A 20,511-nucleotide genomic window follows, 5' to 3' on the forward strand; every position below is an offset into this window, starting at 1 on the left:
AATCCCGTGTCGCCGCCCCCCTTGAAGCCGGCCTTAGTCGCGGACAGTCGCGCCTTTGTGACATTGCCATTTCATTTTCATGACATCGTGCGCGATAGCGCCGATGGGCGCTTTTTTTCGTCCATCCTGCCTGGCGTCTCATCCGCTGGCGGGGGCAGCAACACGGTGATGCTGGTGCCTTTGCCCAGCGTGCTGGCAATGTCCAGACGCCCCCGATGGCGTTCCACGATATGCTTGACGATGGCCAGGCCCAGGCCCGTGCCGCCCATGGCGCGGCTGCGGCCCGAATCGACGCGGTAGAAGCGTTCGGTCAGGCGCGGTAGGTGATCGGGGCCGATGCCTTCGCCTTCATCCGCGACGCAGAGCCTCGCCATGCCACTGGAGCCTTCGGAAAGAGTCACGCGGATCGGCGTTCCGGGCCGGCCATATTTGACCGAATTGCCGATCAGATTGTGAATGAGTTGCGACAATTGCGCCCGATCGCCCAGCACCGGTGCCAGCGAAGGCGCGATCTCCATTTCGACGTCGCGGCCACGATCGCCATGGCTCGACCGGAACACGCCGACGACTTCGGCCACCAGTTCGCTCAGATCCACTGCGCTGTCGGGCGTGCGATATTTCTCGGCCTCGATCCGGGACAGCGAAATCAGATCGTCGATCAGCCGCTGCATCCGGCGGGCTTCGCCATCCATGATCTTGAGAAAGCGCTGCCGGGTTTCGACGTCCTTGCCCAGTTCGGGGTCGGCGAGCGTTTCGATAAAGCCCAATATGCCCGCCAGGGGCGTGCGCAGTTCGTGGCTGGCATTGGCGACGAAATCCACGCGCATCCGTTCGGCGGCATGGGTGCCGCTGTGATCGACCAGATGGACCAGCCGCCGCATGGTGGCGACCGCGCCGACGGGCGCGACCCGCATCTGCCACCGTTGATCGCGCGTGCCCAGGCCCACCAGTTCGATCATGATCGGTTCCGCCAGCGGGGCCGTGCTCGCCAGCCGTTCGGCTGCGGCGGGGTGACGGATCGCGATGCGCGCATCCTCGCCTTCGATATGGGCGCCAAGCAGCCGCATGGCAGCGCGGTTCGCGCGGGCGATGCGGCCTTTTTCCACCAGCATCAGCGGATCGGAAATGCCTTCGAGCAGGCTGGGAAAGTCAGGATGCGCTGTGAAATCAATCTGTTCGGGCGGGGCTGCAAGCGGCGGGTCAGCCGGTCGCAGGCCAGCATCGCCCGATGTGATGATGAGGACCACGACGCCCGCCAATATCGGCAAGGCGATATGAAGGGGGTGCGCGCCCATCATCAGGGCGCCGCCCGTGCCCAGCAGCAGCATGGCAAGCGAGGCGGTGATTTGCGAGATACTGAGCCGATTCATGGTTACCGCACTGGAATTGTCGCGCATTTGCTGCGAATGTCTTGTTCCAATAGCGTGCAATCTTTACGCTTTGGCAAGTGCCCGATGCGAAATGGAGCGATATGACTGATCCCAAGCCCGATCAGGACAGGGATGTCCAGCATCAGCCCTCCGCCGCCGATGGCCTGGCCGAGGGCGGGGTCGCGTCGCGTCGCCAGTTGCTGATGGGCGGGGCAGTTGCCGCGTCGACGATCGTGTCCATCCGGCCGGCCCTTGCCAATACCGCGGCGTCGGTCCTCAATTGCACGATCCCCGTGCCCGATCAGGGCCGGGCCGGCAAATATATCGCCCCCAACGGCCAGGTGGTGCCGCCAGGCACGCCGGGCGCATTTCCCGGCACCGGGCGCAGCTATACCGGCGAGCAGGTGAAGCAGGCGCTGCGCGGCCGGCCGCTGCCGGGCACCAGTTACGATCAGAACCAGGCCTATCTCAACTATATCCGCCGGCTCCAGTCGGGAACGAGCGGCTTCACCTGTTACGCATCACTACAGATGCCGCGATAAGCCGACCCGCCAACGCGATGGAAACGCGGGGCGTGACGGCAGCAGGGGAGCCGATACGGAACAGGCGCGTTGATGCCGTCAAGCCAGCAATACTGGTTCAGGCGGTGGAGACACAATGTTTCATCATGGCGTTCGGTCACATACCGACCTGTCAGCAGCGATCTATTTATATCGGCCGGGCGACGGCGGGCTGGATCGGGTTGCCATATTGCTGGCCAATCATATGGCGCGCAGGGGCATGGCCGTCGAGCTGTGGATGGCGCACCTCGATGGTGTCAGCGCACATCTCATAGATCCCCATGTACCCGTGCGGCGCGTTGCCGCATTGGGCGGCAATCGGCGCATGTCGATGATCGGACAGTTCCCTGCGCTTGCCGCGATGGTTCGGCGGCACCGGCCCGACATTCTCTATTCCGCGGGAAACCAGAGCAACATGCTGGTGGCGCTGGCTTGCGTGGGGACGGCGACCCGATCGGTCGCGCGCATCTCCAATCCGATCCTGCGCCCGGGCATGGGTGACTTGGCGAGTTGGACCAGGCTGAAGCGCTTTCGCGCAATCAACCGGATCAGCGACCTGACAATCGTCATGGGCGAATATGATCGCGCGCTGCTTTCTCGTAGCGGCGCGGTGCGTCTGCTGCCGCGGCCGACGGTGACCCCGGTCATGGACAGGGTGCGCAGGCAGCGCCCACCGCGAGACGCCGACGCGCCGGTTCAAATGCTGATGGTCGGGCGACTGGTCGAGCAGAAGGATCATGCGACGGCATTGGAGGCGCTGGCGCGGCTGTCGCATCTTGACTGGCGATTGACGATCGCGGGGGACGGGCCGTTGCGCGCGGCATTGGCAGCGCAAGCGGACGCGCTCGGCATCGCCGATCGCGTCATCCTCGCCGGGTATGTTGCCGATCCCGAAAGGCTTGCCGAATTGATGGGACAGGCGGACCTGCTGTTGCAGCCATCCCGCTGGGAAGGGTTGTGCGCAACTCTGATCGAGGCGTTGGCCTGCGGCGCGGGCGTCGTGGCAACCGACAGTACGCCCAATATCCGTCCGGTCCTGGCCGCCGCTGGCCAGCATCCCCCAGTGCCGATCGGCGACAGCGCGGCGCTGGCGCGCGCGATCGAGCGGACTCTGGCGTCTCCTGCGCCCGTTCCCTTGTTGGAGGCGGCGATACGTGACCATGGCGCGGCGCGCGCGCTAGACGCCTATGTCGCTGCTTTTGCTGAACTGATCCCTTCTCCGACGCCAGTCATGCTGCCCTCGCCTGCATTGCCCTGATGCGTTAGCGTCTTGGCTACCCTCGCCCGCTATGGGTGGGATCATGCCGCAGGAAGACCGATTTTTGAAACCGATCAAGCGTTACCGGATCGACCCGCGCGACGCGTGCCGTGCGTGCGCGCTCGACGATCTGACGCTGCTCTATCATGCTCGATCGGGGCAGACGCACATGGTGATCAGCCCGGTGCCCGAAATACTGGCTGCGATGGAGGACGGCGCATCTGTGACGGCGGATGACCTGTGGGATCGCCTGACGCAATCCTATGATCTGGGTGATCGCGGCCAAGCGCTGGCGCAGATCGGCGCGCAGTTGGAAGCGCTGGAGGCGCTTGGTCTGGTGCGTGCGGCATGAGGCATAGTCTGACCCTGCAAATCGGCCCGGCGACGTTCCGGATCGGGTCGGCATGGCGTCAGCCTGTTGAGGAACTGACGCGACTCTATGCCGGCTACCCCGATCGTCATGACGCGATCGCCGACTTTACGGTACGCCTGCAACCGGCCGGTCCGTTGCGCCGATGGGTGCGGCCGTCGATCTTCATTACCGGCGACCATGGCTTGGCCGACGCTGCACCCATGAGTCTGGCGCATGGGCTGCTGGCAGCGGAAATGGGCATGAATTTGCAGATGGCGCTGGGATGGCGGCGGCATTTGCTGCTGCATGCGTCGAGCGTCGAGAAGGACGGCCGGGCGCTGGTGATGACCGGGGAATCGGGGTCCGGCAAATCGACGCTGGCGGCATTGCTGGGGGAGCGGGGCTGGCGGTTGATGGGTGACGAGTTTGCGCTGCTGGACCTCGACAGTGGCGCGATCTTGCCCTTTCCCCGCCTCGTTTCACTCAAGAATCAGGCGATCGGCGTCGTCAAGGACGTCGTGGGCGCGCAGCGTATGGGGCCGATGCTGCAAGCCACGGCCAAGGGCGACATTCGCCATCTAGTGCCGCGACCCGATGCCGTGGCGCGAATGGCCCAGGGGGCGATGCCCGCGATGCTGCTGTTCCCGCGCTTTGGCCATGATGCGGCGATCCGGCCCGTGGGGCAGGGGGAAGCCTTCATGCGGCTGACCCAGGCTTCGACCAATTATGTCGCATTGGGCGAACCGGGCTTCGCTGCGCTGACGCGCTTCGTAACGGATGTACCCGCCTGCGCGATGGATTTCCCGTCAGGGGAGGTAGCGTTCGATATGATCGACCGGCTGTGGGAGGACGGCGCATGAGCGCGGCCTTGCTGGTGCGAGCGCTGCGTCAACCCGCAACTGTCGAGCATCTGGATGCAGCGCAGTGGAACGGCCTGATCGCGGCGGCGAAGGCGGAGCGGCTGATCGCGACATTGGCGTGGCGGGTCGAGGGAATGCGGCTGCCGGAACCGGTCCAGCCCATCCTGCGCGACGCGCGCATGGACGCGGCGCGGGAGGCGCGCCAGGCCTTGTGGGAGGCGGATCGTGCGGCGGCGGCGCTGGCGCCGCTCGGCGTGCGGCTGGTGGTGCTCAAAGGCACGGCCTATGCAGCCGCTGGACTGGTGGCGGGGCAGGGCCGCTTCATCGGCGACCTGGATATTCTGGTGCCGCGTTCGACAATGTCGCAGGTCGAGCCGGCGCTGATGGCGGCGGGCTGGGAATGGGTGAAGGAAGACGCCTATGACGATGCCTATTATCGCCAGTGGATGCATGAACTGCCGCCGATGATCCATGTCGAGCGTGACCGGATGATTGACGTGCATCATACCATCCTGCCGTTGACGGCGCGGCCCAAGCCCGATGCCGACGCCCTGCTGGCCGACGCGGTGCCGGCGGGGGAGAATGTCTGGACGCTGTCGCCCGAAGACCGGGTGATCCACGCCGCCGCCCACATGCTGGCCGACGGCGATTTGCAGGGTGGATTACGCAACCTATGGGATATTCATTGTCTGCTTAACGATGTCGATCCCGTCGCGCTCGATCAGCGGGCGGCGCGGCAAGGGTTACGGCGGCATGTGCGACAGGCGCAGCGTCTGGCTGGCGCGCTTTATGGCGGCGGCGCCGCGCTGACGCTATGGGATCGCATTGTGCATGCTCGCCTGCTCGCACGCGATAACTGGGGGCGGGAGACGCGAAAGCTGCTCGTTTTCGCCTTTTATCTGCGGTCGCATTGGCTGCGGATGCCGCCCCTGATGCTGGCGCGGCATTTATGGACCAAGTGGCGCAAGGGGCACAGGCCGCGTTAGGCGGGCGTCGGCTCCAGCATTGCCCGGATCGCCAGGGCGGCCATGTCCGCGACAGCGGCCAGGCGCTCGGGCGGATGACCCGCGCGCGCATCGGCTGACATGCCGGACATGACCGCCGCGACATAGTCCGCGACGACGTCCGCCTTTTGCGGATGGGTGCAGGCGATGAAGTCGCGGATGCGGCCGCGTCCCAGGTCAAGCCAGGTCCGCGCGCGGCAGGCGGCGTCAGGGTCGGCACTGCGCGCGCCCTCCAGCACCAGGCATCCCGCCATCTGCGGATCGGCGGCATAGATATGCGCGGCCTCGCGCAGCAATTGGGGGAGGGCGACAGCAGGATCGGCACCCGGCTGCATCAACGCGTGGAGCGGCGCCGCGGCGGCATCGTAGCGGCTTAACACCTCGTCGTAGAGCGCCGCCTTGCAACCAAAGGCCGCATAAAGGCTGGGCGGATTGATGCCCATCGCATCGGCCAGGGCCGCGACGCCGACGCCTTCATAGCCGTGCGCGTGGAACAGCGTACTTGCCGTCGCCAGCGCCGCTTCCCGGTCGAACGCGCGGGGTCGACCACGCTTGCGGATTTTTTCTGTATCGACCACTATAATAATCCTTGAACCAAGATTTCCTCATTATATATAGTGGTCGGTACATAATTCTCAAGGGAGACCGACATGACTGACCTGACTTCCAAAAAGACCCTGATCATCGGCGGCAGCCGAGGCATTGGCGCGGCGATCGTGCGGCGTTTCGTTAAGGACGGCGCGCAGGTCGCCTTCACCTATTCCGGGTCGCATGACGCCGCGCAGGCGCTGAGCCAGGAAACAGGGGCGAGCGCGATCCGCTCCGACGCGGCAGACCGGGAGCAGGTGATCGACGTGGTGGCGCAGCAGGGTCCGCTGGATATCCTGATCGTCAATGCCGGCGTCGCGATGATCGGCGATCCGCTGACCTTCGATCCTGACGCCGTCGACCGGATGATCGATATCAATGTGCGTGCGCCCTATCATGCCGCGGTCGAGGCGGCGCGAACCATGACGGATGGCGGGCGCATCATCGTCATCGGATCGGTAAACGGCGATGCGGTGCCCTTTGCCGGGGCAGCGGCCTATGCGATGACCAAGTCCGCGTTGCAGGGCATGGCGCGCGGATTGGCGCGGGATCTGGGCGAACGCGGCATCACCGTCAACGTCGTCCAGCCCGGCCCGGTCGATACCGACATGAACCCTGCGGACGGCGAAATCGCAGGCATGGTCATGCCGTTCATGGCGATCAAGCGCTATGGCAAGGCGGACGAGATTGCCGGACTGACCGCCTTTCTGGCCGGCCCCGAAGCCGCCTATATGACCGGCGCGATGCACACGATCGACGGCGGCTTCGGCGCCTGATGCGCGCGGGGTGCCGGTGAAGGCGCCCCGTTTGTCAATCCTTCTTCAATATGTCGAGCGCCAGCACGGTCATCGCTTCGCTAGCCGTGGCGATGACCTTGTCGGCCTGGGGCGCCCAGAAGGGGCTGTGGAGCGAGGGCAGGCTGATCTGGCCTGCCTTGGCCGCCGCCATCTTGTCGGCCGGCACGCCGCCGACCCAGAAGATGAAGCTCTTGATAGACTTGTCGGCGCGGTAGAAGCGACCGAAATCCTCACCCCCCATCACCGCGCTCGTTTGGACGACGCGGCCTTCGGGGAAATTGGCCTTGAGCAGGCCTGCCATCTGTTCGGCAAATTCGGGCGGATTGTAGGTGGAGGGGGTAAATTCGTCCTTCACGCTCACCACCGGCATCTTGTCGTCGGGCATGCCGGCCGCGATTGCCTCGCCGCGCGCGACCCGCTTGATCCCGTCGATCAGCTTCTGCCGCGTTTCGTCGGAATAGCTGCGCACCGTCAGCAGCAGCTTGGCTTCATCGGGGATGATATTATGCTTGGCCCCGGCCTGGAAACTGCCGACCGTGACCACGGCGGGATCCTGCGGGTCCTGTTCGCGGCTGACCAGCGTCTGGAGCGTGCCCACGATGCGCGATCCCAGCACGATCGGGTCTTTCGCGGTCTGCGGATAGGCGCCGTGGCCGCCCACGCCCTTCACGTCGATATCGACGCTGTCAACATTGGCCAGCGCATAGCCGGGCGTATAGCCGATGACGCCGGCCTCCAGATTGGCCGCGTCGTGGAAGGCGAGCGCGTGCGTCGGGCGCGGGAAGCGGGTGTAAAGCCCGTCTTCCAGCATGTCCCGCGCGCCCTTGCCCACTTCCTCGGCGGGCTGGAGGATCATGACCAGCGTGCCCTTCCAGTCATCCTTGCGCGCGGCGAGCAGCTTGGCGGTTTCGATGAACGCGGTCATGTGCGTGTCGTGGCCGCAAGCGTGCATGACGCCGGTTTCAACGCCCTCGGGCGTCTTGGTGCGAACCTTTGACGCGAAATCGAGGCCGGTCTGTTCGACCACGGGCAGGCCATCCATATCGGCGCGGATCAGGAGCGTTGGGCCGGTGCCATTCTTCATCACCGCGACGACGCCGGTGCCGCCGACTTTTTCAGTCACGTCATATTTGAGGGCCTTCAGCCGCTTGGCGAGCTTGGCGGCGGTGTTGACTTCCTTAAGCGACAATTCGGGATTGGCGTGCAGGTCGCGATAGAGCGTCATCATCGCGTCCATATCCTTGGCGACCGCCGCGCCGATCTCGCTTTGCGCGGGCGGGGTGGCCTGGGCGGGTGCGGCGGTGCTGGCGGGCTCCGTCTGGGCGGCGGCGGCGGACGTAAGGCTGGCGACGGCCAACAGGGCCGCGAGCGTGTGACGCATGTTCAAAATCTCCCTTGCTGGCGCGCAGCATAAGGGCAATTTGCCGCGGTTGAAGAGCCAAGTTTTCGCCATCCCGATCACCGCTCGGAAATGAAGGCGCGGATATCGGCGCTCAATTTGCGCAGGTCGTCGGGGCGGACATACATCATGTGGCCGGCATCGTAATAATGATAGCGGATGCGCGCAGGATCGAAACCGGTGCGGCTCATGGCATATTCGGCACCGAAGAAGGGTGTGGCGAAATCATACCAGCCCTGGCCGACAAACACCTTTAGCCCGCTATTTTCCCGCAGCGCTTTGACAAGATACGGTGCGACGCTTGTGTAGACCTCGCTGGCCCGGCCATTTTTGCCCTCCAGTTTCCAGTCCCAGCCGCTGACCCCTCCTATCGTCACATACGAACGGTCGGTGCGATATTTCAGCGTGTCGCGGGCATAGCTGTTCATCGCGGCGGTATAGGCGCCGTCGATTGCGTAAAAGCTGGGATCGTTATCCGGCTCCTCGCCCGCCGCGTCATAATCCTTGCCGGTATAGCGGGTGTCGAGGCGGCCGATGCTGACTCCCTGGTCGCGTAGCAATTCCTTGTAGAAGCGGCCGGGCGATACGCGCAGGTCGGCATGATCGACAAAGGTTTCGGAAAGCCCCGTCAGGCGGGAGAGTTCAGCGCGGACGCTCGCGCGCTCTTGCGGGGGCAACTGATTGCCCTTGAGCAAGGCGGCCGCATAGGGGCCGATGGCAAAGGCGCGCGCCTGCTGCGCGGCCTGCGCTACGGTGGCCGGCGGATTTCCCATTTTCTTGTGATACCAGGCGGTGGTCGCCATTGAAGGCAGGTTGATGATGTAGGGCATTTCATTACCCTGGACCTCGGCCGTGGCCCCGAAGTCGAGGATGGTCGAGATCAGAATGATGCCGTTGACCGCGACATCATTATAGGTGCCTTCCAGTTCGTTGATGAGCGCCACCGATCGCGTCGTGCCGTAGCTTTCGCCGCCAATATATTTTGGCGAGGACCAGCGGCCATTGTCGTTCAGCCACAGGCGGATGAACTGGGCAATCGATTTGGCGTCAGCGGAGACGCCCCAATAATCCTTCGGGTCCCTGTCGCCAAGGGCGTGAGAAAAGCCGGTGCCGACAGGATCGATGAAGACAAGGTCGGTGACGTCAAGCAGGGATTCGGCATTGTCGACCAGTGGATAGGGGGGCGCGCCATCATCCTGCGCGTCGGGGAGGACGACCCGCTTGGGACCAAAAGCGCCCATGTGCAGCCACAGCGAGCCCGAGCCGGGGCCGCCATTATAGAGGAAGGTGATCGGGCGGCTCCCGTCGCCGCCATCCTTAACGTAGGAGGTAGCAAAGATCGCGGCGAGCGGCTTGCCATCCTTGTCCTTGAGGTAGGTTTCCCCGGTGGTCGCGGTATAGCTGATCGCCTTGCCGCCGAACACGCCCTTGTGCCGGGTCACCGAGACATTTGGGGCCGGAACAGGGGCTTCGGCTGCCTCGTCCTTTTTCTTCGGTTCGTCCTGGGCATGAGCGATGGTGGCGGAAAAGGCCAGCGCCAGGGCGGCGAGGCTGGACGTCAAACGCATGATAATCCCCTTGTCTTATGTGCGTCTGGCTAGCGGAGGGCAGAGCCGGAGGGAAGAGGCGACGCGCCGGCGACGCGACAGCGACGCTATCGGGCAAAGTTCACGCGCTTTTCCAATTTTCGCGCGGAAGCGACCTCAAGGCGACGCCGAAGCGACCACAACGCGACCGCGAAGCGAAAGGGGGGCAGGACGGCGCGGGCGGCTATGAACAGGAACAGGGCGCGCGTGAATGACCGGGACCGGCATCCCGAAGGGTAGATCAGGTAAAATCCTATTTTGGAAGGATTTTTTGCGAACCGGGCGCTACCCTGCCGGCAAGCGGAGAGCGGGACCCTGGCGCTAGGCCGGGGGGCCGCCTGACCTTATTGCGCGGTCCAGCCGCCGTCGATGGACAGGTTGGCGCCGGTGACTTGCGCGGCGGCGTCGCTGCACAGGTAGAGGGCGGTGGCGGCGACCTGTTCTGCCGTCACGAATTCCTTGGTCGGCTGACCGGCCAGCAGCACGTCGTTCATGACCTGCTCGCGCGTCATGTTCCGCGCCTTCATCGTGTCGGGAATCTGGTTTTCAACCAGCGGGGTCCAGACATAGCCGGGCGAAATGCAATTGGCGGTGACGCCGAAGGTCGCCACTTCCAGCGCCACCGTCTTGGTGAAGCCCGCAAGGCCGTGCTTGGCGGTCACATAGGCGCTTTTATAGGGGGAGGCGACCAGCGAATGGGCGGACGCCGTCTGGATGATGCGACCCCATTTCCTGTCTTTCATATAGGGCACGGCAAGGCGCGTCGTATGAAAGGCGGCGTTGAGGTTGAGCGCGATGATGAGGTCCCATTTGTCGAGCGGAAACTCCTCGACCGGGGCGACATGCTGCATGCCGGCATTGTTGATGAGGATATCCACCCCGCCAAAGGCGTCGGCGGCGTCCTTCATCATCGCTTCGATCTGGTCGACCTTGGTCAGGTCATGGCCCGAATAGAGCGCCTTGGCGCCGGAGAGGCTTTCAAGGCCCTGGCGTTCCTTTTCGATCGCATCCGCGTCGCCGAAACCGTTGATGACGATATTTGCGCCTTCCCCGGCCAGCGCCTTGGCATAGGCAAGGCCGATGCCGGAGGTCGATCCGGTGATCAGCGCCGTCTTGCCCGTGAGGAACTTGCTCATGCGGTTTTCTCCTTCAGATGATCGGGTGCGTCGAGATCGAAGGTCGCGCTTTTACCGTCGAGGATGTTGCGGGCGATGAGATCGCCCTTGTGCATGACTTCCTCCACCGCATCGCGGCCCTGGCTCCAATGGTCGAGCATGGTCGAGCGGGAAAATTCGAAATCCTTGGCGCCGCTTTCCCAGTTGCGCGACCGGTAGATGAGGTGGACGATGTTGACCGACCCCTGGTCCAGGCATTGGCGCAGGGATTGGGCCTCGGACGAATTCTGAAGGTCGGGCGGCAACTTCTTGAGCAGCGCCTCAATCGCGCCATGTTCGCGGCGCAGGCGCAGATACTGGTCTGTCACCTGGCGGGTTCGGCTGCTATACTGAATGTCTTTCATGCGCGAATAGACATCGGTCATCTGGCGCGGCATCGGCCCTTCGGCGGGGAAGAGATCGACCTGGAAGACCAGCATGTCTTCGGTCTGATGCGTCAGGACATGGGCCAGCGGGGTGTTGGAGACGATGCCGCCGTCCCAGTACCAGCGCCCGTCAATCTCGATCGGCGGCAGGCCGGGCGGCAGCGCGCCAGACGCCATGATATGCCGCGCGTCGATCCGGGTGTTGCCGCCAGGGCCGCGTGTGTCCCAATAGGCGAAATTGCCGCTTTCGACCTCCACCGCGCCGACCGACAGGCGAACCGGGCCGTCATTGAGCAGGTCCCAGTCGACACAGCTGTCGAGCATGTCCTTGAGCGGCGCGCTGTCATAGAAGCTGATCGCGCCGGGCGATCCTTCGGGCATCAGCGTGGCCGGCCAGAGGCGCGGGCGGAACATGCCGGGCACGCCGAAGCTGGCGACGGTGGCGGCGGCGCCCAAATGCGCGACTTCGCGGATTTGGTCGATTTCGGGCAGGATCATATTGGGTATGCCGCCCGACACGGTGTACCAGAATTTCTTGAGGCGGCTGAGCCGGCGATGCGGCTCATTGCCCGCGATGATGGCGGCGTTGACCGCGCCGATCGAAATGCCCGCGACCCAGCTGATGTCGATGCCCAGTTCGTCGAGCCGTTCAAATACCCCGGACTGGAATGAGCCAAGCGCGCCGCCGCCTTGAAGCAACAGCGCGACTTCGCGGGGAAGCGAGAGCGAGGTGCGCGCGCGCCGGTGCGGACGGTGCTGTGAAGCCGTAGGTTCAATGTCTGCCATGTCGCAGTGCAATATAGGCATTGTCGCGCGCGTTCCAACTCAATGTCTCGCAAGAAGGCAGGCCGTTGGCGCAACCTTCCCGATTACCGGCGGTTTTCGCGCCACGATGAATCGCGTAGGAACGGCGCGGGCAACAGGGAGGACATGATGCGGCTGGACGACGAACAGGAAAGCAGCCATTTCGAGGTGCAGGACGGGCGCGGCGGCGGTGGATTTGGCGGCGGCGGGCTGGGCATGCTGCTGCCGCTGATCGGCAGCCGGTTCGGATGCGGCGGCATCGTGGTGGTGCTGGTGATCATGGTCGTCATGGGGATGAATCCGCTCAGCCTGCTGGGTGGCGGTGGCGGTGGCCAGCCAGTCCAGACGGAGCGGCCGTCGAACGCAGAGTTGACCGACGTGCAGCGCACCTCGCTCAAGGTGCTGGGATCAACCGAGCGCCGCTGGACCGAGATTTTCCGGGCGCAGGGGCAGAATTATCCGCCGCCCACGCTCGTCTTCTACAGCCAGAACGGGCAGTCGGGTTGCGGCGCAGCAATGTCGGCCATGGGGCCGTTCTACTGCCCGGCCGACCAGCGCATCTACCTCGACACTGATTTCTTCCGCGAGATGGAAACGCGGTTCAACGCGCCCGGCGATTTTCCGATCGGCTACATCATCGCGCATGAAGTGGGCCACCATATCCAGACCATCACCGGCGAGGCCGACCGCATCCGCAAGGCGCAGCAGCGCGCATCGGAGGCGCAGGGCAACGCCTTGCAGGTGAAGATGGAATTGCAGGCCGACTGCTATGCCGGCGTATGGGCAGCGCGTGACGATAATCTGATGGAGCCCGGCGATCTGGAGGAAGGTTTGCGCGCGGCTGAGGCGATCGGCGACGACACGTTGCAGAAAGCGGCCGGGCGGCGGCCAGTGCCCGAAAGCTTCACGCATGGGTCGAGCGCCCAGCGAATGGAGTGGCTGCGCAAGGGGTTGGATACAGGCGACCCGGCGCAATGCGACACATTTGGCGGTTCGATCTGAGGGGAAGCGGCGGCTTAGCCCAACAGCTGCCAAGTGCCGGATCGTCGCGTCAAAATTCGGCGTTCGGCGATCCCGGTGGGGCCTGCTGCGGGGTGGAATAGGGGTTGGCTCCGCCATTGGTCGACAGGGGCGGTTGGGGTAATCCCTGGCCCGGCGAGAGCATGGGCTGCCCCGCGCCGGGGAGCGGCTCGCCCGCTGCGGGCATAGGAGGCGCAAAGGCTGCGGAAGGCGGGGAGGGTGCTGGAACCGCTGGCGCTGCATTGGGCGCGACGAGCGGCGCAGGGGCGGGCGTGGCGGGCTGGTCCTGCACGCCCGATGGCGGGGCAGGCAAGAAGTTCTGTACGGCCATGACGATCACGGGTGCAGCAACCAGGGTCGCGATGGCGAAACTGCGATACATCATGGCGACATCACTCCGGTCCTAATGCCCGAACGTCACGCCATCATACGCCCCTACCCGTAAACAAAAACTTAATCTTAATGTCGATCAAGTTTTCCAAGCAAATCCATCATATCGTCGGGCAAGCCATCGCGAGGCGGCGCGTATGTGGAACGCAGCGCTTTTCCTACCCCTTCATAGGGCGCGGGAAGGCCAACGGTGACAATACGGCCAAGTTCGCCGTCTCGCCCCAACGCTGGTTGGCCAGTCATTTTGCGCTGCATCTCCATGGGGGGGAAACGGGCGAGGCGCGCAAAAGTTTCTGGAATTCATCGCCTTTGCGCGCGATAGCCCGGCCCGATAAGGAGAAGATGGTGTCGAACTGGCCACAAATCGAGGCGCGTATCCGCGCGCATTCGCCATTTCTGGCGCGGGCGATGGAGCGCTATCCCACCGTGGTGGCGCAGATGGCGCAAGGGGATATGGACGGGGCTCTGGCGGCTGCCCATGCCGCCGCCGATCCGCAGGACGGAGTCGCGCGATCCCTGCGGCGGCGGCGCGGGGCGATCGCGCTCGCGGTGGCGGGCGCGGACCTGTCTGGCGCGTGGGACCTGGATCGGGTGACGCGCACGCTGTCGGATTTTGCCGATCAAGCGCTGGAGGAAGCCATCGCGGCGGCGATGCAGGAACGCTATCCCGATGCCGACCATAGGGGCTTCGTCGTGCTTGCGCTGGGCAAGCATGGCAGCCGAGAACTCAATTATTCATCCGATATCGATCCGATCTTGCTCTACGACCCCGCTACCCTGCCGCATGGCGCGCGGGAGGATGTGGCGGACGCCGCGGTGCGGATCGGCCGACGGGTCAGCGAATTGCTCAATGCGCGGGACGGCGATGGCTATGTCTTTCGCGTCGATCTGCGCTTGCGCCCATCGCCCGAGGCGACGCCGATCGCGCTGCCGGTGGACGCGGCGATCGGCTATTATGAATCGACGGCCCTGGGATGGGAGCAGGCCGCCTTCATCCGCGCGCGGGCAGCGGCCGGGGACAGGGCGCTGGGGGAGGACTTTCTGCGCCAGATCCGCCCGTTCGTCTGGCGCCGCAGCCTGGACTTCGGCGCGATCGACGCCATCGTCGATATCTCCCGCCGCATCCGCGACCATTATGCGCAGGGGCAGGCCTTCGGGCCGGGCTATGACTTGAAGCGCGGGCGCGGCGGCATACGCGAAGTCGAGTTTTTCGCGCAGGTGCATCAGCTGATCCATGGCGGGCGCGACCCGTCGCTGCGTTCGGGCAACAGCCGCGAGGCGCTGCGCGCGCTGGCTGAGGCCGGGGTGATCGAGCCGGAGGTCGCGACGCGGCTGGACGAAGCCTATGTCCTGCTGCGCACGATCGAGCACCGGTTGCAGATGGTGGAGGACCGCCAGACGCATGAATTGCCGCCGACGATGGCCGGGGTCGATAATGTCGCACGGCTGCACGGGCTGGAGGATGGCGCGGCGCTGCTGGAGTTGCTGCGGCCGCAGGTGGAATGGGTCGGGCGCAATTATGACCGGCTGAGCCCGGACAGCGACGACGCGTCCATGTCGCAGGACGGAGACAAGCTGAAGGCGCAGCTGACCGACATGGGTTTCGCCGATCCTGACACGCCGCTCGCGCGGATCGGTCGCTGGCGCGGCGGCGCGGTGCGGGCATTGCGCAGCGCGGCCTCTCGCGAGGCGCTGGAGCAGTTGCTGCCGGGGCTGATGCGCGCGCTGGCGCAGGCGCCCGACCCGACCCGCGCGCTCAACCGGCTGGACGACATGATCGGTCGCCTGCCGAGCGCGATCAATTTCTTCAAGCTGCTGGCGGCGCGCCCGGCGCTGGTGGAATTGCTGGCGGAGGTGTTGAGCCATGCGCCGACGCTGGCCGACGCGCTGGGACGACGAGCGGAGTTGCTGGACGGACTGATCGACGCCAGCGCGTTCGATCCGCCGCCATCCGTGCCGCAGATGGCAGCGCAATTTTCCGCGCTGGAGCCGGGCGAGGATTATCAGATGCTGCTCGACCGGGTGCGGCAGCGCGTGGGCGATCGCCGTTTCGCACTGGGCGTGCAGATCATCCGGGGCGGCGACCCGATGGCGGTGGGCAGGGGCTATGGCCGCGTCGCGCTGGCGGCGATCGAGGCGTTGGGCGCGGCCACGGTCGCAGAGTTCGAGGCGGCCCATGGCAAGGTTCCGGGCGGAGAGATGCTGATTCTGGCGCTGGGCCGGCTGGGCGGAGGGGTACTGACCCATGCGTCGGACCTGGACCTGGTCTATCTGTTCACGGGGGATTTCCTGGCCGAATCCGATGGTCCCAAGCCTTTGGGCGCGACGCAATATTTCAACCGGTTGGGGCAGCGGATCACGAACGCGCTGTCGGTGCACACAGCGTCGGGGCCACTTTACGAAGTTGATACGCGGCTGCGGCCATCGGGCGCGCAGGGGCTGCTGGCGGTCAGCCTGGACAGTTTCGCCCGCTATCAGCGCGAGGAAGCCTGGACCTGGGAGCATCTGGCGCTCACGCGGGCGCGGCCGGTCTTTGGTTCGGCGCAGGCGCGCGCGGCGCTGGATGCAGTGCTCAAGGAGACGCTGGAGCGGCCGCGCGACACGGAGGAATTGACGCGGCAGGCGGTCAAGATGCGCGGCGACATCGCCCGCCACAAGCCGCCCGCCAGCGACATGGACGTCAAGCTGGTGCCCGGCGGCCTTATCGACCTGGAATTTCTGATCCATGTCAGCCAGTTTCGCCACGGCATGGCGTTCGATCCCGACCTGTCGGTGGCGTTGTCGCAATTGGTGGAGGCGGGGCATCTTCCCGCTGCGCTGATCGAGGCGCATGACCTTATCACCCGCTATCTGATCGTGTCGCGACTGGTGTCGCCCGGATCGACCGAACCGCCCGAAGCCACACGGCCGCTGATGGCGCGCGCCTGCGGCCAGGCGGATTGGGATGCGCTGCTTGCAAGCTATGCCAAGGCGCGGCAATGCGTGGGCGACACATGGGCGGCGATCGCCGCGCCCTATCAGGAGGACGCATGATGCTGGAGCCAGGAGACGCCATTCCCGCAGTGACGCTGATGGATATGGAGGGCGTGGAGTTCGCGCTGGACCATTATAGCGGCAAGCCGCTGGTGGTGTATTTCTATCCCAAGGCCGATACGCCCGGATGCACCAATGAAGCAAAGGACTTCACCGCGCTTGCGGATGAATATGCCGCCGCCGGCGTGCCGGTGATCGGCATTTCCCGCGACAAGCCGGCCAAGCTTAAGAAATTTTCCGAAAAATATGGGCTGAGCGTCATATTGGCCTCGGACGAACCGGGCGACGCCTGCGCGGCGTTCGGCACCTGGGTCGAAAAATCCCTGTATGGCCGCACCTATATGGGGATCGAGCGAGCGACCTTCCTGTTCGGCGCCCAAGGAAAGGTGCAGCGGATCTGGCGCAAGGTGAAGGTGAAGGGCCACGCGGCCGAAGTGCTGGAGGCAGCAAGGGCCCTTTGACCCTTCCCGCGCATATCGAGACGGTCGGCGCGGCGTGCGCGCATGTGCTGACGACGCCTGATCCGCCCGCCAAGCTGATGGCGGCGCGGGCGGTGGCGCGCGCCTGGCGGCTGGGGCGGCTGGCGCATCGGTTCGAGACGGCGATGCCCGACGTGCCAGCACGCCCGGCCGCGCCCGCCCTGTTGCCGCCCAACCAGATGCCACGGCGTGGCAGGATTGGGTCGGAGCGATCGCGGATCGCGATGATCCATGCGCTGGCGCATATCGAATTTGTGGCGATCGACCTGGCGTTCGACCTGATCGGGCGGTTCGGCAGCGAATTTCCCGCGGCTTTTACCGGCGAATGGATGCAGGTGGGCGCTGAAGAGGCGATGCATTTCGCGCTGCTCGACCGGCGGCTACGGCAGATGGGCAGCCATTATGGCGCGCTCCCCGCGCATGACGGCCTCTGGGATGCGGCGCGCGAGACGGCGGGTGATGCGCTGGCGCGGCTGGCGATCGTGCCGATGGTGCTCGAGGCGCGCGCGCTCGACATCACGCCCGCGACCGTGGTGCGGTTCGAAGGCGCAGGCGATGTTGTGACGAGCCGTATCCTGCGCCGGATTGTCGAGGACGAGATTCGGCATGTCGCGGCCGGGACGGGGTGGTTCAGCTGGGCGACGAACCGAAAAGGACTTCACGCGCCCGATCACTATCAAATGCTTGTGAAACGGCATTTTCGTGGGTGCCTGAAGCCGCCTTTCAACGACTCGGCGCGTCGACAGGCCGGTTTAACCGAAGATTTTTACGTGGCGCTTGCAAGCTGAGCGGTGATTTGCAGTCTGCATTTCCAGCGGGGGCGGCATCTGTCGCCAAACATACAACACGGGAAGCGCCGAGAGACATAGTCTCCGGCTGATAGTCGGGGTCTGCATGTCGGTTCTTCACATGGTCAATGCGCGCGGTTCGATGATGTTCCAGACCGCTTCGAAGTTTTTCACATTGCTAGGAGGGGTGGCTGTTGCAGGCGCATTGAGCGTTGCCGCCCCGGCGCAGGCCACGACCGATGATGATGACCCCTATGGCGATGTGCCCGCCGCTGCGGCCAAGGCCGATCAGAATGACGCGGGCTTCGCCAATCTCTTCGCCAGCCTTCAGCGCCTGGACGGCGTGACCAAGGCATCGGCCTATATCCCGTCGGGTCGCCCTGTTTCCAAATTGTCGCTGACCTCCAATTTCGGCGTGCGGTCCGATCCGTTCAATGGCGGCGCGCGGATGCACAAGGGCATCGACATCCCCGGTCCGGTCGGCACGCCGATCTACGCGACCGCCGATGGCGTCGTCAGCCGCGCCGGATGGGCGAACGGCTATGGCAATCTGGTCCAGATCACGCATGGCAGCGGCATGGAAACGCGTTATGGCCATATGTCGAAGCTGCTGGTGTCGCCCAACAGCTCTGTGAAGCGCGGCCAGATCATCGGCCTGATGGGCTCGACCGGCCGTTCGACCGGCAGCCATCTTCATTATGAAGTGCGCGTCGATGGCGCGGCGATCAACCCCATTCCCTTCGTGTCCGGCCCCGATTATCTGGTGGCGATGAACACCAAGCCGCCGGTCGCCATGGGCGGCCCGACCAAGGCAGAAGAACAAGCGGCCGATTGATCCCCCTTTTTCCGGCACTTTCGCAAAGGCCCGGCGCCCAATGGGTTGCCGGGCCTTTTGCCTGATCCTATCTAGGCGCCATGGCCGACATCGACCTCACCCCCTCCGCCGCCGCCCGCGTCGCGGCGATCGCCACCAAGCAGGGCAAGCCCGCCATTCTTCGCCTGTCGGTCGAAGGCGGCGGTTGCTCTGGCTTTCAATATCGCTTCGGCCTGGCCGAGGCGGTCGAGCCGGAGGACATGGCGGTGGAGCGCGATGGCGTGACGCTGGTGGTGGACGATGTCAGTATCGATCTGGTGCGCGGATCGGCGGTGGATTTCGTGTCGGATCTGGGCGGGCAGGCGTTCAAGGTGACGAACCCCAATGCGACCGCCGGCTGCGGATGCGGGACCAGCTTCTCGGTCTGACGCTTCTTCCGTTTGAAAAGGCGGGCGCGGCTGCGTAGGCAGAGGCCTATTCCTTTCTGAACGGATGGCCTTCTTCATGCGCATCGCGACCTTCAATATCAACGGCATTAAAGCGCGTCTGCCGCGTCTGCTGGAATGGCTGGACGAAACGCGGCCCGATGTCGCCTGCCTTCAGGAGATCAAGACCAGCGACGAGACCTTCCCGATCAAGGATATCGAGGACGCCGGCTATGGCGCGATCTGGCACGGGCAGAAGGGCTTCAACGGCGTCGCCATCCTGGCGCGGGGGGACGCGCCGGTCGAAGTGCGGCGCGGGCTGGAAGGCGAACCCGAGGACGAACATAGCCGGTATCTGGAGGCCGATGTGAAGGGGGTGCGGGTTGCCTCCATCTATCTGCCCAACGGCAACCCGCAGCCGGGGCCGAAATTCGATTACAAGCTGCGCTGGATGGACAGGCTGCGCCGACGCGCGGCGGAAATCTGGACCGAAGAAGTGCCGGCTGTGCTGGCGGGCGACTATAATGTCATCCCGCGCGACGTGGACACATTTTCGGTCAAGGCGATGGCCGACGATGCGCTGATGCAGCCCGAAAGCCGGGCGGCCTATCGCCGAATGCTGAACGACGGATGGACCGACGCGATATTGAGCCGTCATCCCGCCGGCGGGGTGTGGACCTTCTGGGACTATCAGGCCAATAGCTGGCCGCGCGACGCGGGGTTTCGCATTGACCACCTGCTGCTGAGCCCGGCAGCAGCCGACCGCCTGATCGATGCGCAGGTCGATCGCGATTTCCGAGGGCGCGAAAAGGCGAGCGACCACGCCCCGACCTGGGTCGAACTGCGGCCAGCCTGAATATTAGCCGGATTATATTGACGGAATAAAATCCGGGTAATAATGTCCCCACCGAAGGAGATTCGGGATGGATGGGACACTAACGGCCTTCGCCGGCGAATTGTGGATCGCTACGGGCGACCAGGGCGAAATCCGCGCCGCGCTCCAGGCGATGGGCGATGACGCGCAGAATATCCTGTTGTTCGACGACCGGACCGGCCGGCAGGTCGATATAGACTTGGAGAATTCCGTCTCGCAGGCGCCGCGCGGGCGGGGACGGCCCAAGCTGGGCGTCCAGGCGCGCGAGGTCACGTTGCTGCCCCGCCAGTGGGACTGGCTGGCGCAGCAGCTAGGCGGCGCTTCTGCGGTGTTGCGACGGCTGGTGGACGACGCGCGCAAGGCGGAAGCCGGGCCGACGTCACCGCGCGCGGCGATGGACGCGGCTTATCATTTCACGACTGCGATGGCGGGCGACCGGCCCGGCTATGAGGAGGCGATCCGGGCGCTCTATGCCAAGGATGCCGAGCGATTCACGGCGCTTTCAAGAAATTGGCCGTCCGGCATTCGCGACCATGCGCTGGCGCTGGCGGCACCGGCCTTCGCCTGACG

The 20,511-nt window shown here is 64.9% G+C and carries 21 protein-coding genes; 14 read left to right on the forward strand and 7 right to left on the reverse strand.

What is annotated here, in order from left to right:
- Positions 1-77 precede the first annotated feature (77 nt).
- Positions 78-1,370 carry a sensor histidine kinase gene (locus B2V90_RS02150; RefSeq protein WP_228220567.1) on the reverse strand — a complete coding sequence of 431 codons (1,293 nt, stop codon included), beginning with the start codon at positions 1,368-1,370 and terminating at the stop codon, positions 78-80.
- Between the two features lie 101 nt (positions 1,371-1,471).
- Between B2V90_RS02150 and B2V90_RS02155 the strand changes: the two genes are divergently transcribed.
- The 5 genes from B2V90_RS02155 to B2V90_RS02175 all read left to right on the forward strand — a co-directional run bounded on the left by B2V90_RS02155 (position 1,472) and on the right by B2V90_RS02175 (position 5,386).
- A complete protein-coding gene (locus B2V90_RS02155; protein WP_009821139.1) occupies positions 1,472-1,912 on the forward strand; it encodes a hypothetical protein in 441 nt (146 codons plus the stop codon).
- A gap of 115 nt (positions 1,913-2,027) precedes the next feature.
- Positions 2,028-3,188 (forward strand): glycosyltransferase, encoded by a 1,161-nt coding sequence (locus B2V90_RS02160; RefSeq protein ID WP_228220539.1) that lies wholly within the window; start codon positions 2,028-2,030, stop codon positions 3,186-3,188.
- Positions 3,189-3,231: 43 nt separating this feature from the next.
- Positions 3,232-3,540: an HPr-rel-A system PqqD family peptide chaperone gene (locus B2V90_RS02165; RefSeq protein WP_228220538.1), complete on the forward strand. Its 309-nt coding sequence runs from the start codon at positions 3,232-3,234 to the stop codon at positions 3,538-3,540.
- Positions 3,537-4,400 carry an HprK-related kinase A gene (locus B2V90_RS02170; RefSeq protein ID WP_228220537.1) on the forward strand — a complete coding sequence of 288 codons (864 nt, stop codon included), beginning with the start codon at positions 3,537-3,539 and terminating at the stop codon, positions 4,398-4,400. Before B2V90_RS02165 ends, B2V90_RS02170 begins: the two co-directional genes overlap by 4 nt.
- Positions 4,397-5,386: a nucleotidyltransferase domain-containing protein gene (locus B2V90_RS02175; RefSeq protein ID WP_228220536.1), complete on the forward strand. Its 990-nt coding sequence runs from the start codon at positions 4,397-4,399 to the stop codon at positions 5,384-5,386. The genes B2V90_RS02170 and B2V90_RS02175 overlap by 4 nt, the downstream gene beginning before the upstream one ends.
- Here B2V90_RS02175 and B2V90_RS02180 read toward each other — a convergent pair.
- The gene (locus B2V90_RS02180; RefSeq protein ID WP_228220534.1) at positions 5,383-5,982 is read right to left on the reverse strand and encodes a TetR/AcrR family transcriptional regulator; all 600 of its coding nucleotides are present in this window, start codon (positions 5,980-5,982) and stop codon (positions 5,383-5,385) included. The two genes, B2V90_RS02175 and B2V90_RS02180, sit on opposite strands and share 4 nt — an antisense overlap.
- Positions 5,983-6,054: 72 nt before the next feature.
- Between B2V90_RS02180 and bdcA the strand changes: the two genes are divergently transcribed.
- A complete protein-coding gene (gene bdcA, locus B2V90_RS02185) occupies positions 6,055-6,768 on the forward strand; it encodes an SDR family oxidoreductase (protein ID WP_228220533.1) in 714 nt (237 codons plus the stop codon).
- A gap of 34 nt (positions 6,769-6,802) precedes the next feature.
- Here bdcA and B2V90_RS02190 read toward each other — a convergent pair whose 3' ends face one another.
- From B2V90_RS02190 to B2V90_RS02205, 4 genes are all read right to left on the reverse strand, one after another.
- Entirely contained in the window at positions 6,803-8,170 is a 1,368-nt protein-coding gene (locus B2V90_RS02190; RefSeq protein ID WP_228220532.1) for an amidohydrolase, read from the reverse strand.
- Between the two features lie 77 nt (positions 8,171-8,247).
- On the reverse strand, positions 8,248-9,756 hold the full coding sequence (locus B2V90_RS02195; protein WP_228220531.1) for a S10 family peptidase: 1,509 nt from the start codon (positions 9,754-9,756) through the stop codon (positions 8,248-8,250).
- Between the two features lie 362 nt (positions 9,757-10,118).
- Positions 10,119-10,910 carry a 3-hydroxybutyrate dehydrogenase gene (locus tag B2V90_RS02200; RefSeq protein WP_009821148.1) on the reverse strand — a complete coding sequence of 264 codons (792 nt, stop codon included), beginning with the start codon at positions 10,908-10,910 and terminating at the stop codon, positions 10,119-10,121.
- A complete protein-coding gene (locus B2V90_RS02205) occupies positions 10,907-12,100 on the reverse strand; it encodes a patatin-like phospholipase family protein (RefSeq protein ID WP_228220530.1) in 1,194 nt (397 codons plus the stop codon). The genes B2V90_RS02200 and B2V90_RS02205 overlap by 4 nt, the downstream gene beginning before the upstream one ends.
- 147 nt (positions 12,101-12,247) lie before the next feature.
- On the opposite strand from B2V90_RS02205, the gene ypfJ reads away from it, so the two are divergent.
- Positions 12,248-13,120 (forward strand): KPN_02809 family neutral zinc metallopeptidase, encoded by an 873-nt coding sequence (gene ypfJ / locus B2V90_RS02210; RefSeq protein WP_228220566.1) that lies wholly within the window; start codon positions 12,248-12,250, stop codon positions 13,118-13,120.
- 49 nt (positions 13,121-13,169) lie between these two features.
- On the opposite strand, the gene B2V90_RS02215 is transcribed toward ypfJ, so the two are convergent.
- Positions 13,170-13,523 carry a hypothetical protein gene (locus tag B2V90_RS02215; protein WP_228220529.1) on the reverse strand — a complete coding sequence of 118 codons (354 nt, stop codon included), beginning with the start codon at positions 13,521-13,523 and terminating at the stop codon, positions 13,170-13,172.
- A 347-nt stretch (positions 13,524-13,870) separates the two neighbouring features.
- Between B2V90_RS02215 and B2V90_RS02220 the strand changes: the two genes are divergently transcribed.
- From B2V90_RS02220 to B2V90_RS02250, 7 genes are all read left to right on the forward strand, one after another.
- Entirely contained in the window at positions 13,871-16,561 is a 2,691-nt protein-coding gene (locus B2V90_RS02220; protein ID WP_228220527.1) for a bifunctional [glutamine synthetase] adenylyltransferase/[glutamine synthetase]-adenylyl-L-tyrosine phosphorylase, read from the forward strand.
- Positions 16,561-17,022 carry a thioredoxin-dependent thiol peroxidase gene (gene bcp, locus B2V90_RS02225; RefSeq protein ID WP_037542581.1) on the forward strand — a complete coding sequence of 154 codons (462 nt, stop codon included), beginning with the start codon at positions 16,561-16,563 and terminating at the stop codon, positions 17,020-17,022. Before B2V90_RS02220 ends, bcp begins: the two co-directional genes overlap by 1 nt.
- Entirely contained in the window at positions 17,019-17,828 is an 810-nt protein-coding gene (locus B2V90_RS02230) for a ferritin-like domain-containing protein (protein ID WP_228220526.1), read from the forward strand. Before bcp ends, B2V90_RS02230 begins: the two co-directional genes overlap by 4 nt.
- A gap of 106 nt (positions 17,829-17,934) precedes the next feature.
- The gene (locus B2V90_RS02235) at positions 17,935-18,663 is read left to right on the forward strand and encodes a M23 family metallopeptidase (RefSeq protein ID WP_228220525.1); all 729 of its coding nucleotides are present in this window, start codon (positions 17,935-17,937) and stop codon (positions 18,661-18,663) included.
- A gap of 80 nt (positions 18,664-18,743) precedes the next feature.
- Positions 18,744-19,070: an iron-sulfur cluster insertion protein ErpA gene (gene erpA / locus B2V90_RS02240; protein ID WP_009821155.1), complete on the forward strand. Its 327-nt coding sequence runs from the start codon at positions 18,744-18,746 to the stop codon at positions 19,068-19,070.
- 76 nt (positions 19,071-19,146) lie between these two features.
- Positions 19,147-19,923, forward strand: coding sequence for an exodeoxyribonuclease III (gene xth, locus B2V90_RS02245; protein WP_228220524.1), 777 nt, complete (start codon positions 19,147-19,149; stop codon positions 19,921-19,923).
- Positions 19,924-19,990: 67 nt separating this feature from the next.
- Complete coding sequence (locus B2V90_RS02250) at positions 19,991-20,509, forward strand: DUF2239 family protein (protein WP_228220523.1); 519 nt, start codon at positions 19,991-19,993, stop codon at positions 20,507-20,509.
- Positions 20,510-20,511: the final 2 nt, after the last annotated feature.

Source organism: Sphingobium sp. UBA5915, assembly GCF_002431195.1.
Classification (GTDB): Bacteria; Pseudomonadota; Alphaproteobacteria; order Sphingomonadales; family Sphingomonadaceae; genus Sphingobium; species Sphingobium soli.

Coding starts and splice junctions, on each gene's coding strand:
- B2V90_RS02200 (WP_009821148.1), bottom strand. CDS start 10,910: ATGAGCAAGTTCCTCACGGGCAAGACGGCGCTGATCACCGGATCGACC.
- B2V90_RS02150 (WP_228220567.1), bottom strand. CDS start 1,370: ATGAATCGGCTCAGTATCTCGCAAATCACCGCCTCGCTTGCCATGCTG.
- B2V90_RS02160 (WP_228220539.1), top strand. CDS start 2,028: ATGTTTCATCATGGCGTTCGGTCACATACCGACCTGTCAGCAGCGATC.
- B2V90_RS02170 (WP_228220537.1), top strand. CDS start 3,537: ATGAGGCATAGTCTGACCCTGCAAATCGGCCCGGCGACGTTCCGGATC.
- xth (WP_228220524.1), top strand. CDS start 19,147: ATGCGCATCGCGACCTTCAATATCAACGGCATTAAAGCGCGTCTGCCG.
- bcp (WP_037542581.1), top strand. CDS start 16,561: ATGCTGGAGCCAGGAGACGCCATTCCCGCAGTGACGCTGATGGATATG.
- B2V90_RS02215 (WP_228220529.1), bottom strand. CDS start 13,523: ATGATGTATCGCAGTTTCGCCATCGCGACCCTGGTTGCTGCACCCGTG.
- bdcA (WP_228220533.1), top strand. CDS start 6,055: ATGACTGACCTGACTTCCAAAAAGACCCTGATCATCGGCGGCAGCCGA.
- B2V90_RS02235 (WP_228220525.1), top strand. CDS start 17,935: ATGTCGGTTCTTCACATGGTCAATGCGCGCGGTTCGATGATGTTCCAG.
- ypfJ (WP_228220566.1), top strand. CDS start 12,248: ATGCGGCTGGACGACGAACAGGAAAGCAGCCATTTCGAGGTGCAGGAC.
- B2V90_RS02250 (WP_228220523.1), top strand. CDS start 19,991: ATGGATGGGACACTAACGGCCTTCGCCGGCGAATTGTGGATCGCTACG.
- B2V90_RS02205 (WP_228220530.1), bottom strand. CDS start 12,100: ATGGCAGACATTGAACCTACGGCTTCACAGCACCGTCCGCACCGGCGC.
- B2V90_RS02165 (WP_228220538.1), top strand. CDS start 3,232: ATGCCGCAGGAAGACCGATTTTTGAAACCGATCAAGCGTTACCGGATC.
- erpA (WP_009821155.1), top strand. CDS start 18,744: ATGGCCGACATCGACCTCACCCCCTCCGCCGCCGCCCGCGTCGCGGCG.
- B2V90_RS02195 (WP_228220531.1), bottom strand. CDS start 9,756: ATGCGTTTGACGTCCAGCCTCGCCGCCCTGGCGCTGGCCTTTTCCGCC.
- B2V90_RS02220 (WP_228220527.1), top strand. CDS start 13,871: ATGGTGTCGAACTGGCCACAAATCGAGGCGCGTATCCGCGCGCATTCG.
- B2V90_RS02190 (WP_228220532.1), bottom strand. CDS start 8,170: ATGCGTCACACGCTCGCGGCCCTGTTGGCCGTCGCCAGCCTTACGTCC.
- B2V90_RS02175 (WP_228220536.1), top strand. CDS start 4,397: ATGAGCGCGGCCTTGCTGGTGCGAGCGCTGCGTCAACCCGCAACTGTC.
- B2V90_RS02155 (WP_009821139.1), top strand. CDS start 1,472: ATGACTGATCCCAAGCCCGATCAGGACAGGGATGTCCAGCATCAGCCC.